Source organism: Flavobacterium sp. ARAG 55.4 (assembly GCF_051846875.1).
Classification (GTDB): Bacteria; Bacteroidota; Bacteroidia; order Flavobacteriales; family Flavobacteriaceae; genus Flavobacterium; species Flavobacterium plantiphilum.
This window is the reverse complement of record NZ_JBPYCT010000016.1, coordinates 86,465-102,323: the sequence shown is the minus strand read 5'-3', so window position 1 is coordinate 102,323 and position 15,859 is coordinate 86,465. Positions and strand designations below refer to the sequence as shown.

The window sequence follows — 15,859 nt, the reverse complement described above, 5'->3', positions numbered from 1 at the left end:
TACGTGAAGTTCTGGTAATAGTAAATATATTTTAAATAAGAAATGTGAAATCGAATTCGTTTGATTTCACATTTTTTTATATAAATTCTTTAATTTAAAAATGAGATCAGTTACATTGAAGAAAGATCGGTTTATTAATAAAAACAATTCTAAATCCAAGAAAGGAACGATTTCACTGCTACGAATTTAGAAATTCCTGCAAAAGCAATAGTTACTTATGAGGTATTTATAAATAAAATAAAAATGATATTATTACCTTTAATTTACTAATTTACCTCTCTTAATTACAGTTATTTAATCATTTCTTTGCTTTTTTTAAAGTAGGCTTTATGGAAATTCAAAATGGTTTAGCGTCCTCTTATTTATTAAAAAAAAATATAATTTATGTTAACAACAAAAAAAATCTTTCTCTCATTTCTGCTTTGCTCTTGCACTGCTGCATTCAGTCAAATAGGATTTGGAGATTCTCAAAAAATTAATGAACAATGGAAATTTATTCTGCAGGACAATAAAGACTTTCAGGATAATTCTTTTAATGACAGCAAGTGGCAAACAGTTGCTGTTCCTCATGATTGGAGTATCAAAGGACAGTTGAGTCCAACCCTAGCTAGTGCTACAGGATTTTTACCTGGAGGAATTGCCTGGTACAGAAAAACTATGGATATTCCTGCTGCAAAAAAAGGTGAGAAAGTGTTCTTGTATTTTGAAGGAGTGTATAATCGAAGCGAAGTTTTTGTTAATGGACATTCTTTAGGAAAACGTCCTAATGGGTACATTTCTTTTGCTTTTGACGCTACACCGTTCGTTAAATACGGAGCTGAAAATACCATCGCTGTTCGTGTGGATCATAGTCAAAGTGCCGATTCCCGTTGGTACACAGGTTCAGGGATTTACAGAGATGTTTGGGTAGTGTATGCTAATCCGGTGCATATTGCACAATGGGGGGTGTATGCTTATCCGGAAGTGAATAAAAAAACGGGAATTTTAAATATTGAAGTGGAAGTTGAAAATGGTTCAGCAGAAAAATCAAATTTGACTGTTGTTAACGAATTGATTGCAAATGATGGAAAAACTGTTGCTAAGAGTACTAATACGGTAATAATTGCTGCTAATCAGTCAGGAAAAATTGCTGCGAAAATAAAAGTGACTAATCCTAAGTTATGGGATTTGGAAAATCCTAATTTGTACCAATTGAAAACTACGGTTTTAAAAGAAGGTAAAGTTATCGATTATTCAACAACTCAAACAGGTTTCCGAAATTTTACTTTTGATGCCAACAAAGGATTTGCTTTAAATGGCAAATGGATGAAAATAAAAGGAGTTTGTCTGCATCATGACGCCGGAGTATTAGGTTCGGCAGTTCCTCGCGAAGTTTTAGAAGGAAGATTGAAAACCTTAAAAGAAATTGGAGTAAATGCTGTGCGTACAAGTCATAATCCTCAGGCACCCGATTTTTATGAATTGTGTGATGAGTTAGGTTTGTTAGTTTTAAATGAAGCTTATGACGAATGGGAATTCCCTAAACGCAAATGGTTAGAAGGATGGAATGTTGGAACACCTGGATTTGAAGGTTCTTATGATATTTTTGCTGATTGGGCCGAGAAAGATTTGGGAGATTTTGTACGTCGTGACAGAAACCATCTTTCTGTTTTTGCATGGAGTATTGGTAACGAAGTCGATTATCCAAATGATCCGTATTCTCATCCGGTATTAGCTGGAGGAGGCGATACAGGATTCTCTCAGGCTGCTTATGGAGGGTATAAAAAAGATGCTCCGGATGCGATGCGATTAGGAGCAATTGCAAAACGTTTGGTGGCAGCCGTTAAGAAATACGACAAATCCCGTCCTACAACAGCAGGATTGGCTGGAGTTGCTATGTCCAATGAAACCGAATATCCGGGCGCTTTGGATATTACAGGATACAATTATACGGAAAGTAAATACCAATCGGACCATAAAAAATATCCAAAACGTGTCATCTTTGGGAGTGAAAACCGCCATGATTACGATGCCTGGTTAGCGGTTAAAAATAACGAGCATATTTTTGGTCAGTTCTTATGGACTGGTATCGATTATTTAGGAGAATCAGGAAGATGGCCTTCAAGAGGATTCTATTCGGGATTAGTTGATTTTGCCGGTAATATTAAACCAAGAGGTTATTTCCGTCAGTCACTTTGGTCAGAGAAACCAATGATTTATATTGGAACTTATGTTTCTAATAATCCTAACAAAAAAGACCTTTCTATGGATGCCTGGTCATTGTGGAATTACAATGAAGGTCAAAAAGTAAAAGTGGTTTGTTATACCAATGCTGCAAAAGCGCGTTTAGAATTAGACGGAAAAGTAGTGGGTGAAGTAAAATATTACGATCAGGAAACTGGTATTATTTCCTGGGATATTCCATTTCAATCCGGAAAACTGGAAGCTGTAGGATTGGATAAGAATAATAAAGAAGTGAGTCGTTATGCGATTACATCTTCAAAACAGCCCTATGCCATTACAGTTAAAAATGCAGATAAAGCTATAAATAAAGACAGAGGTGTAGCCGAAATCATGTTGCAAATTGTAGATGAAAATGGAACTCCGGTAATGATTGCTGATAATGAAATTACTTGTAAAATAATCAGTGGTTCAGCAAATTTATTAGGATTAGAAGCTGGAAATAATTCGGATATGACTGATTATACTGATAATGTTCAGCGTGTTTTTCACGGACGTATTTTAGCTTACATTCAGGCTAATGGAAGCAATGAAGCTATTAAAGTTCAGTTTTCCAGTCCTTGGTTAAAACCGGTTGAAGTTATAATCAATGTAGAATAAAATGCTTTTTTAGGATTTCAAAAATATTGCTTCAAATGTAAATAGAGCTATTTGTCTTTTTAGATGAATAGCTTTATTTATAAAAAAATTAAATTCATTATATTTGAAGTGTACTATTAACACATATAAAAAACCAAATGAAAATTAAGAACAAAATTGTTATCGCTTTAGGGATTGTTTTAGGGGTAGTTACGGTCAACGCCCAAAATACCACTATAAAAAACGCCGATTTTAAACAATGGGCTCAAACACCACCAATGGGTTGGAATAGCTGGGATTGTTATGGTTCAACAGTTGAAGAACATGAGGTAAAAGCCAATGCCGATTACATGGTCAAAAACCTGAAAAAATATGGTTGGGAATATATTGTTGTTGATATTCGATGGTTTGTAGAAAATGATAAAGCGGGAGGCTACAACCAGAAAGATCCACGTTATGTAATGGATCAATACGGGAGATATTTACCGGCATTGAACAGATTTCCTTCGGCAAAAGACGGTCAGGGGTTCAAACCATTAGCTGATTATATTCATAGTAAAGGATTGAAATTTGGAATCCACATTATGCGTGGAATTCCTAAAAAAGCAGTGGAAGAAAAATTACCTATCAAAGGTGCAAACGGAATCACTGCTGACCAAATTTACACTACAGCTTTGCAATGTACATGGTTGAAAGATAATTATACAATTCTTGCCGAAAAACCGGGAGCTCAGGAATATTATGATTCTTTATTCGAATTGTATGCACAATGGGGAATAGATTTTATCAAAATTGATGATTTGTCAAGACCTTATCACGAAGGAGAAATCAACCTGATTAGAAAAGCAATAGATAAATGTGGTCGTAAAATTGTTTTAAGTACTTCGCCTGGAGAAACGCCTATTTCGGCAGCTGCTCACGTAAGTTCTCATGCTAATATGTGGCGTATGGTGGATGATGTTTGGGATACCTGGCCACACATTACACATTTAATGGATGTGGCTCAAAAATGGTATCCGTATATCGCACCGGGAACCTGGCCTGATTGCGATATGATTCCGTTAGGAAGAATTTCATTAAGAGGAGAACGTGGTGAGGACAGAATGTCCCGTTTAACAAAAGACGAACAATATACTCTGATTACTTTCTTTAACATCTTTAAATCGCCATTGTTTTTTGGAGGTGATTTACCAAGTAATGATGCCTTTACTTTGTCATTATTGACAAACAAAGAAGTAGTAAAAATGCACCGCGAAAGCACGGATGTAAAACAACTTTTTCAAAAAGACGGAAAAGTAGCAGTGACTTCAAGAAACCCGAAAGATGGAAGTGTTTACTTAGCTCTATTTAATATTTCAGATAAAAATGATGTTAAGGTTTCGGTGCCATTAGCTGATTTAGGAATTACTAAAGCAGATGCTGTAGACTTATGGTCTGGAAAAAAAACAGCTGCAGTTACTAATGAAATTTCAGTTTCATTAAAAGCGCATGCTTCTGTACTTTATAAATTAAAAGCAAAAAAATAATGCGCAAATTTCAATTGAGTTTAGTTTTATTACTAATAATTAGTTTTTCAAAAGCTCAGAATACAAGTGGTGTTCCGCCAATTATTGCCGAGAAAGATTTAACAGCTTATTTGTTTGTGTATTTCACAGGTAATGCGGTTGAAGAAGAAGCGGTACGTTATGCCATAAGTCCGGATGGTTACCATTATTATCATTTAAACGATAACAAACCCGTTATAGATAATAAACTCATTAGTTCAACGGGCGGTGTTCGTGATCCTCATATTTTGCGTGGCGAAGATGGTAAAACATTTTACATGGTTTTAACCGATATGACTTCGTCAAAAGGTTGGGATTCTAATCGCGCCATGGTACTGTTAAAATCTACTGATTTAGTAAATTGGAAAAGTAGCGTAGTAAATATTCAGACTACTTTTTCAGGTAACGAAAATCTAAAAAGAGTTTGGGCTCCGCAAACCATTTATGATGCAAAAGCAGGTAAATACATAATTTATTTCAGCATGCAACATGCAGGTGGTCCGGATATTATTTATTATGCTTATGCCAATAAAGATTTTACTGCCTTAGAAAGTGAACCAAAAGTATTATTTGTACCAAAGTCTAAAAATGCCTGTATTGATGGAGATATAATCGAAAAAGACGGAATCTATCATCTTTTTTATAAAACGGAAACCAAAAGTCCTGGTATAAAAGTAGCTACAACTACTGATTTAACTTCTGGAAACTGGACCGAAAATGATAACTATTTGCAGCAAACAAAAGAAGCTGTTGAGGGAGTGAGTGTTTTCAAATTGAATCATTCTGACGAGTATATCTTAATGTATGATATGTACATGAAAGGAAAATATCAGTTTACAAAAACTAAAGATTTAGAACATTTTACGGTAATTGATAATGATATTTCAATGGATTTTCATCCGCGTCACGGAACGATTTTGCCTATCACTCGTTCAGAGTTAAAAAGATTAATTGCTAAATGGGGAAAACCGGCTAATTATCCTCAAATCAATAATAATCCGGTGTTAGAAGGCTATTATGCGGACCCGGAAGTTTTACATTCCAATAAAACTAAAAAATATTATATCTATCCTACCAGTGATGGATTTGATGGTTGGTCAGGATATTATTTTAAAACTTTTTCATCTGATGATTTAGTAAATTGGAAAGATGAAGGTGTAATTTTAGATCTTAAAAAAAATGTTTCGTGGGCTAATAGAAATGCCTGGGCTCCTTGTATTGTGGAGAAAAAAATAAAAGGAAAATACCAATATTTCTATTATTTCACGGCAGCTCAAAAAATAGGTGTGGCGGTTTCAGACAATCCTACAGGACCATTTAAAGATAGCGGAAAACCAATTGTAGCTACCCGACCTAAAGGTATAAAAGACGGTCAGGAAATTGATCCGGATGTTTTTACAGATCCAAAAACGGGCAAAAGTTATTTGTACTGGGGAAATATGTATATGGCTGTAGCCGAATTAAATCCGGATATGGTTTCGTTAAAACCAGGATCTACAAAGGTAATTACCGTAAATAATAGTTACCGCGAAGGTACTTATGTGTTTTACAGAAACGACAAATATTATTTTATGTGGAGTGAAGATGACACCAGAAGTCCAAATTATAAAGTACGATACGGTATTTCCAAATCACCTTTAGGACCTCTTGAAATTCCAAAAGATAATATTGTTATCCAGGGAAATAAAGAAGAAGAAATCTATGCTACCGGACACAATTCAGTACTAAAAGTACCAAACAAAGACGAATGGTATCTTGTGTATCACCGTTTTTCATACCCAACCGGAATAAAAATGGGCGATGCCGGAGGTTTTCATCGTGAAGTGGCTATTGATAAATTAGAATTCAATGCTGATGGAACTATCAAACAAGTTGTTCCTACGCATGCAGGGATTAATCTGTTAAAGTAGTATTATAATTAGTTTCAGTTTCAAAACCAGTAAACAGCTTTGTTTACTGGTTTTTTTATACAAATGTTATTTGCAGGATGGAACAGGATGAAGTATTTGTTTTTAATTTGCAAATTGCTGTAATTTATTAAATGAATACAATTGGTATGAAAACAAATAGTGTTTTTGTCTGGCTTTATAGCTGTCGATTTTATTGGTGTTTTTTATTGTTAAGTTTGAATACCATTCAGGCTTCACCTCCTGTAGTTTATAACGTTTTGTCTTTTGGTGCTAAAGGAGACGGTATAACAATAGATACAGAAGCCATTAATAAAACGATTGAATCAGCGGCAAAAGCAGGTGGGGGGACGGTTTATTTTCCTGCAGGAACTTATCTTAGTTTTTCCATTCGATTGAAAAGTCATATTTCTCTTTATTTAGATCAGGGAGCAACAATTCTGGCTGCAACACCTTCAGGCGATTTGGGTTATGATGCACCAGAACCCGCTGCTAATGATACCTTTCAGGATTTTGGACACAGTCACTGGCACAACAGTTTAATCTGGGGAGAAAATCTGGAAGATGTTTCTATTCTTGGTCCGGGAATAATTCATGGAAAAGGTCTAACTAGACACGGACCATTAAGAAAACCAGTAGGTAATAAAGCAATTGCACTAAAGCTTTGCCGTAATGTGATTTTGAAAGATTTTACGATTTTGTATGGCGGACATTTTGGAATATTAGCAACCGGAGTTGATAATATGACAATTGATAATCTAAAAATTGATACCAATCGGGACGGAATCGATATTGATTGTTGTAAAAATGTTCGCGTTTCAAATTGTAGTGTGAATTCTCCTTGGGATGACGGAATTTGTTTAAAAAGTTCATTTGCGCTGGGTTATGCCCGACCAACCGAAAATGTAACGATTACTAATTGTAGTGTTAGTGGTTTTGATCGTGGTACTTTTTACAATGGAACTTATCAGCGCAATGAAGCTCATTTAGTTCCTGATAAAGAAGGGCCAACAGGACGTATCAAATTTGGAACAGAATCCAATGGCGGTTTTAAAAATATAACCATAAGTAATTGTGTTTTTGAATATTGCCGTGGATTAGCACTCGAAGCAGTAGATGGAGGTTTGCTGGAAGATGTAACAATTACCAACATTACGATGCGGGATATCATCAATTCCCCCATTTTTTTGCGTCTCGGAAGTCGAATGCGTGCACCTGAAGGTACAACTGTTGGGGCCTTGCGACGTATTAATATCAGTAATATCAATGTCTATAATGCCGATTCCCGTTTTGCAACACTCATCAGTGGTATTCCGGGACATGATATTGAAGATATTCGTTTGAGTAATATTAGTATTTGGTATCGTCCAATGGATGCCGAATCCAAAAAAAGTATCCAGCAAGAAGTGCCTGAGTATGAAAAAGGTTATCCAGAACCTCAAAAATTTGGTATTTTACCAGCTTACGGTTTTTTTATTCGTCATACTAAAAATATAGAGTTGAATAATATCAATCTGTATTTGATGGGCGATGAAACTCGTCCAGCTCTAATTGTAAATGATGTAAACGGAATAAAACTTCGAAATATAACTTTAGATAAAGGATCAAATTCGGTATCGCTAGTAATGAAAAACGTAACGAATTTATCTGTAAAAGACAGTAAACCTTTGAAGGATATGGATGCTAAAAAAATAAAAATAAAAAATTATTAATATTCGTAAAGTATGAAAAAGTTTATTTTTAGTGTCGTTTTGAGTAGTTTTTTATTTTCAGTTAATGTAAATGCTCAGATAGGAAAACGTTTTCCTTCGGAGTTAAAAGTGGTAAAAGATCCTGTAACTGGTACCATGTTAACCTTTCTTACCAGTAAACCAATGGGAGATTCTAAGATTTATCAAACACATAATCAATGGACATCTGACGGACAATGGCTTATTTTTCGTTCAAACAGAGTAGAAGGAGAAGCGATGGCTGTAAATGAAAAAACAGGTGAAATGGTTCAGGTTACCGAAGGAGGTTATATTGGGATGTTAAATGTAGCCCGAAATAGTATGAAGCTTTACTTTATGAGAAAAGTAGCTGATAATGGTGTAAAACAAAATAAAAAAGAAAACATTCGAAGATTTGCTCCAACCTCAATGGAGATTGTAGAAGTAGACTTGGCAAAATTATTGGCAGACAGTAAAACGGATAAACTTAAAAAAGCCGATTATTATCAGCGAGTTTGTGGAACGACTAATCCTGAAATGGGTGCTGGCGGAGATTTAGCTTTAGATGGTGATGAAAACTGGGCATATTTCAGGGTGGGGAAAGAATACGCGGCAAAATATTTGCCGGAAGGAACAAAACTGGAAGAAAATTTTGGACCCAGAAAAATGGGAGCGGGACCAGCCGGAATTGCCGCGATGAATGTACATTCAGGAGAAATTAAATATGTAATATCAGTTCCTTTTCAAATTGGTCATATCCAAACCAATCCTTGGGTTCCAGGCGAAATTATTTTTTGCTGGGAAACCGGAGGAAAATCTCCGCAGCGGACCTGGACCGTAATGAGTGACGGAACCGGGCTTAGACCTTTGTATCGGGAATCTGAATACGAATGGGTAACGCACGAAGCGGTAATTAGTAAAGATGAAGTAGCAATAGCAATTATGGGACATCGAAAAATTCAGGGACTGGATACGACAGGGACTGCTGTAAGCGGAGCTAATCCTGGTCAGGAAGCAGCTTGGGGACCATCAGGAACCAGAGAAAAACCAACCGGACTGGGAATCGTTAACTTAAGAACCCAAGAAATGAAAATAGCAGGACAAACGGATTCCGGAAGTGGCTTATGGCATGTAAGCGGTTCTCCTGACGGTCGCTGGGCAGTAGGCGATGATTTCTCCAGAAGCGTTTATCTTATTGATCGGCATACTAATGAAATGCTGCTGCTTACTACAGGTCATAAAACAACAGCTGCAGATCATCCACATCCTACGATGAGTCCGGATGGTACTAAAATCCAGATCCAGTCGGCTATGTTAAGTGATGATGATAAGAGTATGAATATTTGTATTATTCCCGTTCCGGAGGACTGGTTAAAGAGAAAATACTGATAAAAATGGTGCTGTGCCAACAAGTCTAAAAACAAATAATTGTTTTTTGTTCTTTGTAATTCTGAATAATAAAACACATTCATCTATGTCTTAAAGTCAGGAATAGCTAACTTTGCAAGCTAATTTTTGCATTCGGAGGAAAAGCAGCACATTTAATTAGTAAATAAATAATGAAAAAAACTTCTAAAATAGCCAGTCTTTTTATAGATGAATTTTCATCTACGCCTAAATATCAACAATTAGTAAACGCTATATTGAATGCTATTAAACAGGGAGTTCTAAAAAAAGGGGATGCGATGCCTTCTATAAATGAACTGAGTTTCCAGTACGAAATTTCCAGAGTAACGATTGAAAAAGGATATAACAGCCTTCGTAAAATGGGAATTTTAGAAGCTTTTCATGGAAAAGGTTATTTTGTTGCTAATACGGATGTTTCTCAGGATATAAAAATTTTCCTGATGTTTAATAAATTAAGCGCTCATAAAAAATTGATTTATGATGCTTTTGTGGAAACATTAAAAGATAAAGCCGCAATTGATTTTTATATTTATAATAATGATTATGCTTTGTTTAAAAAACTATTAAATCAGCAAAAAACAGAATATACTCATTATGTAATTATTCCTCATTTTATAGAAAAATCAGATGCTCACCGATTGTTGATTGAGGATATACCCAAAGAGAAATTAGTTTTAGTGGGAAAAAAATTAAAAGGGATTACCGGAGATTATGCTGCCGTCTATGAAAATTTTGAACAGGATATTTATAATGCACTTACAGAGGCATTAGAGCCGTTGAGTAAATATCATACCCTGAAATTAATTTTTCCGGTAAACAGTTATTTTCCAAAAGAGATTGTAAAAGGCTTTGAGAATTTTTGCTATAATTATGCTTTTAACTTTAAAATTGTCCACAATCTTGATGAAGAGGAAGTAAGAGAGGGAGAGGTTTATATTAATTTAATGGAAGAGGATTTAGTTAAAATTATTGATAAAATTATACGACTGAATTTAACTGTAGGCAAACAGGTAGGTTTAATTTCTTATAATGAAACTCCGCTGAAAAACTATATTATGAACGGACTCACCACAATTTCAACTGATTTTAAAACAATGGGAATTACAGCTGCCAACTTAGTTTTGAATAATTCGAAGGAACATATCGAAAACCCGTTCAGATTAATCTTGAGAGGGTCGTTGTAAGTTGAAATTCGCTCTTTTTTTGAGCTTTTTAGTATATTTCTTAATTTCTTTTTTAACAATTAATGTAAAATCTGTCAGAAATATATAAAATTGCTATAAAAAATGTTAATACAAGGACTGTACAGGACAGTTTTGAAATTCATTTTTTTTTATTTTACATTTCTATTAATTAATCTTAACTCAAATCTCATTTATGGAATCAATTCTTGGTATTCTTTTTCACTCAATAGGAGGATTTTCTTCCGGAAGTTTTTATATGCCTTTTAAAAAAGTAAAAGGTTGGGCTTGGGAAAGCTACTGGATTGTTGGAGGTTTTTTTTCTTGGTTAATTGTTCCGCCATTGGCTGCTTATTTAACAATTCCAAATTTTGCTGAAATCATAAGTGCTGCTTCACCATCAATAAAAGCCGTAACTTATTCTATGGGATTAATCTGGGGTATTGGAGGATTAACATATGGTTTGGGTGTACGTTATTTAGGGATGTCATTAGGTAACTCTATTACTTTAGGGTTCTGTTCCGCTTTTGGAGCATTGGTTCCACCTATCTATTATAATTTTAATCCTACTACAGGAAAAGAATCATTTACTGAAATGGCATCTACTTCCGGCGGACAATTAGTTTTGTTAGGAGTATTAGTTTGTATTTTAGGAATTGTATTCTTAGGAAAAGCAGGTACGCTTAAAGAAAAAGATTTTGCTGTAGGACATGAAGATAAAGACCAGGATTTTAACCTGGCTAAAGGTCTTGTTATTGCAATTATTTCCGGTATTTTAAGTTCATTCTTTAATTTCGGAATTGAAGCAGGAAAAACAATGGCAGATACGGCTAATGAGGCTTGGAAAGTTTTAAATCCGGGACAAGGGGAATTTTTGTACCAAAATAATGTTACTTATGTAGTATTGCTTTGGGGAGGTCTTACAACCAATTTTTTATGGTGTATGTATCTTAATTTTAAAAATAAAACTTTTAGCGATTACACAAATAAAAATACTCCTATTGCTAAAAATGTATTGTTTTCAGCTATTGCGGGAACAATGTGGTTCTTACAGTTTTTCTTCTACGGAATGGGCGAAAGTAAGATGGGGAATGGAGCAGGTTCTTGGATTTTACACATGTCAACCATTATTTTGACAGCTAATTTCTGGGGATTCTATTTGAAAGAATGGAAAGGAGTTTCCGATAAAACATATAAGGTTTTCTTCTTCGGAATTGCTTTAATGTTCTTATCCATTGTTTTAGTAGGTATTGGAAATTCACTATAAAATAGATTAACAATTTAAAATTTAATATAATAATGTCAAATACAAATACAATGACTTTTAAGCACGTAAGTTACCTTTGGGATGATGCAAAAGCTGCTGAATTAGCAGGAGATGAAGTGGCACTTTTTATTTACCGTTCTAATTTATTAGGAGCGGATTTAAGATTAACGAACTATGGAGGTGGAAATACTTCTGTAAAAATTACTGATAAAGATCCATTAACTGGAGCTGCAACTGAGGTAATGTGGATTAAAGGTTCTGGTGGAGATATTGGAACATTAACAAAATCAGGTTGTGCTGCTCTTTACTTAGAAAGATTGCGCAATTTAGAAAACGTTTATAGAGGTATCGAGCATGAAGACGAAATGGTAGAATTGTTCAACCACTGTATTTTCGATTTAGCTTCAAAAGCACCTTCTATCGATACACCTTTACACGGTTTCTTACCATTCGCTCACATTGATCACTTACATCCTGATGCTGCTATTGCTATTGCTGCTGCAAAAGACGGTAAAAAAATCACTGAGGAGCTATTCAACGGAGAGATTGGATGGGTTGGATGGCAACGTCCGGGCTTTGACCTTGGTTTGCAAATGCGTGCCTGCCTTGAAGAAGCTGCTGCAAAAGGGAAAAAATTAAAAGGAGTAATGTTAGGATCTCACGGTTTGTTTACCTGGGGAGATACTTCATACGAAAGTTATATCAATACGCTTGAAGTAATTGAAAAATGTGCTGAATACTTAGAGTCTAACTACGGAAAAACTCGTCCGGTTTTTGGAGGTCAAAAAATCGAAAGTCTTTCAGAAGACGCTCGTAAAGTGCAAGCTGCTAAATTAGCTCCAATCTTGAGAGGTTTCTGTTCTTCTGAGCGCAAAATGATTGGTCACTATACTGATGACGCCAGAGTTTTAGAGTTTATTAACTCTAATGATTTGGAAAAATTAGCTCCTCTTGGAACTTCTTGTCCGGATCACTTTTTGAGAACTAAAATCAGTCCTTTAGTAATCGAATTGGCTCCAAACGAAGATTTATCTGATGTTGATGCTATCAAAGCAAAGTTAACTCCGGCTTTTGAAGCATACCGTCAAATGTACACTGACTATTACAACAACTGCAAAAAATCAAACTCACCAGCAATGCGTGATCCAAACCCGGTTGTAATTTTATATCCGGGAGTTGGTATGTTTACTTTTGCAAAAGACAAAACTATGGCTCGTTTAGCATCTGAATATTATACCAATGCGGTAAACGTAATGAAAGGTGCTGAAGCAGTTTCAGAATATACTTCATTACCACGTCAGGAAGCTTTTGATATCGAATACTGGTTATTAGAAGAAGCTAAATTGCAACGTATGCCAAAACCAAAAGCATTATCTGGAAGAATCGCTTTAATTACTGGTTCTGCAGGAGGAATTGGTAAGGCTATTGCTAAGAAATTTGCTGAAGAAGGTGCTTGTATCGTAATCAACGATATTAACGAAGAGCGTTTACAAGGTGCTACAGCTGATTTTATTAAAGCTTTTGGTAAAGATGCAGTTTCCAGTACTTTATTAAACGTTACTGATGATGCTAGTACAGCTTTAGCTTTAGATGCAGCTTGTCTAGCATTTGGAGGAGTTGATATTGTTGTTAATAATGCCGGAATTAGTATTTCTAAATCAATTGCTGAACACTCATTAGAAGAGTGGGACAGATTATACGATATTCTGGTTAAAGGACAATTTATTGTTTCTAAAGCTGGAATCGAAGTAATGCGTAAGCAAGGTTTCGGTGGAGATATTGTAAACATTGTATCTAAAAATGCAGTTGTTGCAGGACCTAACAATCCTGGATACGGTTCTGCTAAAGCAGCTCAGGCTCACTTAACCCGTTTGATGGCTGCTGAATTAGGAGCTGATAAAATCCGTGTAAACACTGTTAATCCGGATGCTGTTATTTCTGATTCAAATATTTGGTCAGGAGGATGGGCTGAAGGACGCGCTAAAGCTTACGGTATTACTGTTGCTGAATTACCGGCTTACTATGCTAAGCGTACTTTATTAAATGAAATTATATTGCCGGACGATATCGCTAATGCATGTTACGCTTTTGTTGGAGGTTTGTTAAGCAAATCAACAGGAAATGCCTTAAATGTTGATGGTGGAGTATCAATGGGCTTTTACAGATAGTTTTTAGATGTTAGTTTTTAGATTGATTTTTCTAACGTCCGATGCATTTCGGACGTTAGATTTTTCTAAATCAATCTGTTACTCATATCTTTTATCGCTTCTTTTTAACAAATATTCATAACAATTCAGGGTTTCGAAATTGTTTTAAGTCTATCCTTATAATTCCATTTTTTTATGAAAAAAGTAGCATTCAAAATGCAGTTGCATCAGGGTCAGGTGCAGGAATATCAAAAAAGACATGATGAGTTGTGGCCGGAATTAGCCGATTTATTAAAAAGTGTAGGAGTAGAAGATTACTCTATCTTTTTTGATGAAGATACACATGCCCTTTTTGGTGTTTTAAAAATTGAAAATCCTGATCGTTTAGACGAACTGCCTCAGCATCCCGTTATGCAAAAATGGTGGAAATATATGGGAGACATTATGGATGCGAATCCGGACAATTCACCAGTGAGTATTTCACTTAAAGAAGTTTTTTATTTACCTTAAAAAATTATAATTATCATGATATTAGATTCTAATAAAATTGCTGCTCATAATGATGGGCTTTTTACAGCTCATAAAAATAAATTGGTTTTTTCTGTTTCTGAAATTGCAGAATCAGAAGCTATTATTAAAAAATTAGTTGATTTCCAAATCGCAATTCCATCTTGGGCTTTAGGTACAGGAGGAACCCGTTTTGGGCGTTTTCCGGGTGGTGGTGAGCCTCGTTCAATTGAAGAAAAAATTGAAGATGTAGGTTTGTTACACGCTTTAAACAAAGCTTCGGGAGCTATTTCATTACACATTCCATGGGATACGGTATCTGATTATAAGTCAATTAAAGCTTTAGCAGCGCAACATGATTTAAAATTTGATGCGGTTAACTCTAACACTTTTCAGGATCAGGCTAATAGTGAGTATTCTTATAAGTTTGGTTCTTTGCAAAATGTAAACAAAGCAATCCGTAAACAAGCTGTACAACACAATATTGATGTAATTCAGCAAGGTATTGAGTTGGGTTCTGAATCATTAACGGTTTGGTTAGCTGACGGATCTAATTTTCCTGGTCAGTTAAACTTCCGTAAAGCTTATGAAAATACTTTAGAAAGCTTACAGGAAATTTATGAAGCATTGCCTTCTAACTGGAAATTATTTTTAGAGTACAAATGTGCTGAGCCTAATTTCTACTCTACAACTGTAGCTGATTGGGGACAATCTTACTCTTACGTAAAAAAATTAGGTGATAAAGCTAAAACTTTGGTCGATTTAGGTCATCACCTTCCAAATGCTAATATTGAGCAAATTGTTGCTATATTATTAATGGAAGATAAACTAGGCGGTTTCCACTTTAATGATTCTAAATATGGTGATGACGATTTAACAGCCGGTGCTTTAAAACCTTACCAATTATTCTTAATCTTCAACGAATTAGTGGAAGGAATGGATGCCAGAGGAATGAACCATGCAACTGATTTAGGCTGGATGATTGATGCTTCGCACAATATTAAAGATCCAATGGAAGATTTATTACAATCTGTTGAGGCTATAATGATTGCTTACGCTCAGGCACTTTCTGTGGACAGAAAAGCATTAGAAATTGCTCAAAACGAAAATGATGTGGTTAAAGCTCAGGAAATTTTACAAAATGCTTTCCGTACTGATGTTCGTGCATTAGTAGCTGAAGCTCGTTTGCGTTCGGGTGCAGCACTTAATCCGGTAGCTTTATACCGTCAATTAGCAGTACGTGAGAACTTAATTGGAGAAAGAGGGTTGAAAACTGTAGCAACAGGATTGTAATTTTAATTATAAGTTATGAGTTATGAGTTATAAGTTATAAAGTTGATTATTTAATGGCAAAAAGATTTCAGTTTTTATTGTCATTGAACTTATTATCA

General features: G+C 35.1%; 10 protein-coding genes. All 10 read left to right on the top strand.

Going from position 1 to position 15,859, the window contains the following annotated elements; genetic code table 11:
• Positions 1 to 384: 384 nt before the first annotated feature.
• The 10 genes from ACSV4D_RS16470 to ACSV4D_RS16425 all read left to right on the top strand — a co-directional run bounded on the left by ACSV4D_RS16470 (position 385) and on the right by ACSV4D_RS16425 (position 15,761).
• Entirely contained in the window at positions 385 to 2,820 is a 2,436-nt protein-coding gene (locus ACSV4D_RS16470; protein WP_439229125.1) for a sugar-binding domain-containing protein, read from the top strand.
• A 137-nt stretch (positions 2,821 to 2,957) separates the two neighbouring features.
• The gene (locus ACSV4D_RS16465) at positions 2,958 to 4,325 is read left to right on the top strand and encodes a glycoside hydrolase family 27 protein (RefSeq protein ID WP_439229124.1); all 1,368 of its coding nucleotides are present in this window, start codon (positions 2,958 to 2,960) and stop codon (positions 4,323 to 4,325) included.
• On the top strand, positions 4,325 to 6,253 hold the full coding sequence (locus ACSV4D_RS16460; RefSeq protein ID WP_439229123.1) for a family 43 glycosylhydrolase: 1,929 nt from the start codon (positions 4,325 to 4,327) through the stop codon (positions 6,251 to 6,253). The genes ACSV4D_RS16465 and ACSV4D_RS16460 overlap by 1 nt, the downstream gene beginning before the upstream one ends.
• 146 nt (positions 6,254 to 6,399) lie before the next feature.
• A complete protein-coding gene (locus tag ACSV4D_RS16455) occupies positions 6,400 to 7,962 on the top strand; it encodes a rhamnogalacturonidase (RefSeq protein WP_439229122.1) in 1,563 nt (520 codons plus the stop codon).
• 12 nt (positions 7,963 to 7,974) lie between these two features.
• Positions 7,975 to 9,348, top strand: coding sequence for a hypothetical protein (locus ACSV4D_RS16450; RefSeq protein ID WP_439229121.1), 1,374 nt, complete (start codon positions 7,975 to 7,977; stop codon positions 9,346 to 9,348).
• Between the two features lie 170 nt (positions 9,349 to 9,518).
• A complete protein-coding gene (locus ACSV4D_RS16445) occupies positions 9,519 to 10,550 on the top strand; it encodes a winged helix-turn-helix domain-containing protein (protein WP_408082623.1) in 1,032 nt (343 codons plus the stop codon).
• 193 nt (positions 10,551 to 10,743) lie between these two features.
• The gene (gene rhaT / locus ACSV4D_RS16440) at positions 10,744 to 11,814 is read left to right on the top strand and encodes an L-rhamnose/proton symporter RhaT (protein WP_439229120.1); all 1,071 of its coding nucleotides are present in this window, start codon (positions 10,744 to 10,746) and stop codon (positions 11,812 to 11,814) included.
• Positions 11,815 to 11,846: 32 nt separating this feature from the next.
• Positions 11,847 to 13,982: a bifunctional aldolase/short-chain dehydrogenase gene (locus tag ACSV4D_RS16435; RefSeq protein ID WP_439229119.1), complete on the top strand. Its 2,136-nt coding sequence runs from the start codon at positions 11,847 to 11,849 to the stop codon at positions 13,980 to 13,982.
• Positions 13,983 to 14,156: 174 nt separating this feature from the next.
• The gene (gene rhaM, locus ACSV4D_RS16430; RefSeq protein ID WP_408082626.1) at positions 14,157 to 14,471 is read left to right on the top strand and encodes an L-rhamnose mutarotase; all 315 of its coding nucleotides are present in this window, start codon (positions 14,157 to 14,159) and stop codon (positions 14,469 to 14,471) included.
• Positions 14,472 to 14,486: 15 nt separating this feature from the next.
• Complete coding sequence (locus tag ACSV4D_RS16425) at positions 14,487 to 15,761, top strand: TIM barrel protein (RefSeq protein ID WP_408082627.1); 1,275 nt, start codon at positions 14,487 to 14,489, stop codon at positions 15,759 to 15,761.
• Positions 15,762 to 15,859: the final 98 nt, after the last annotated feature.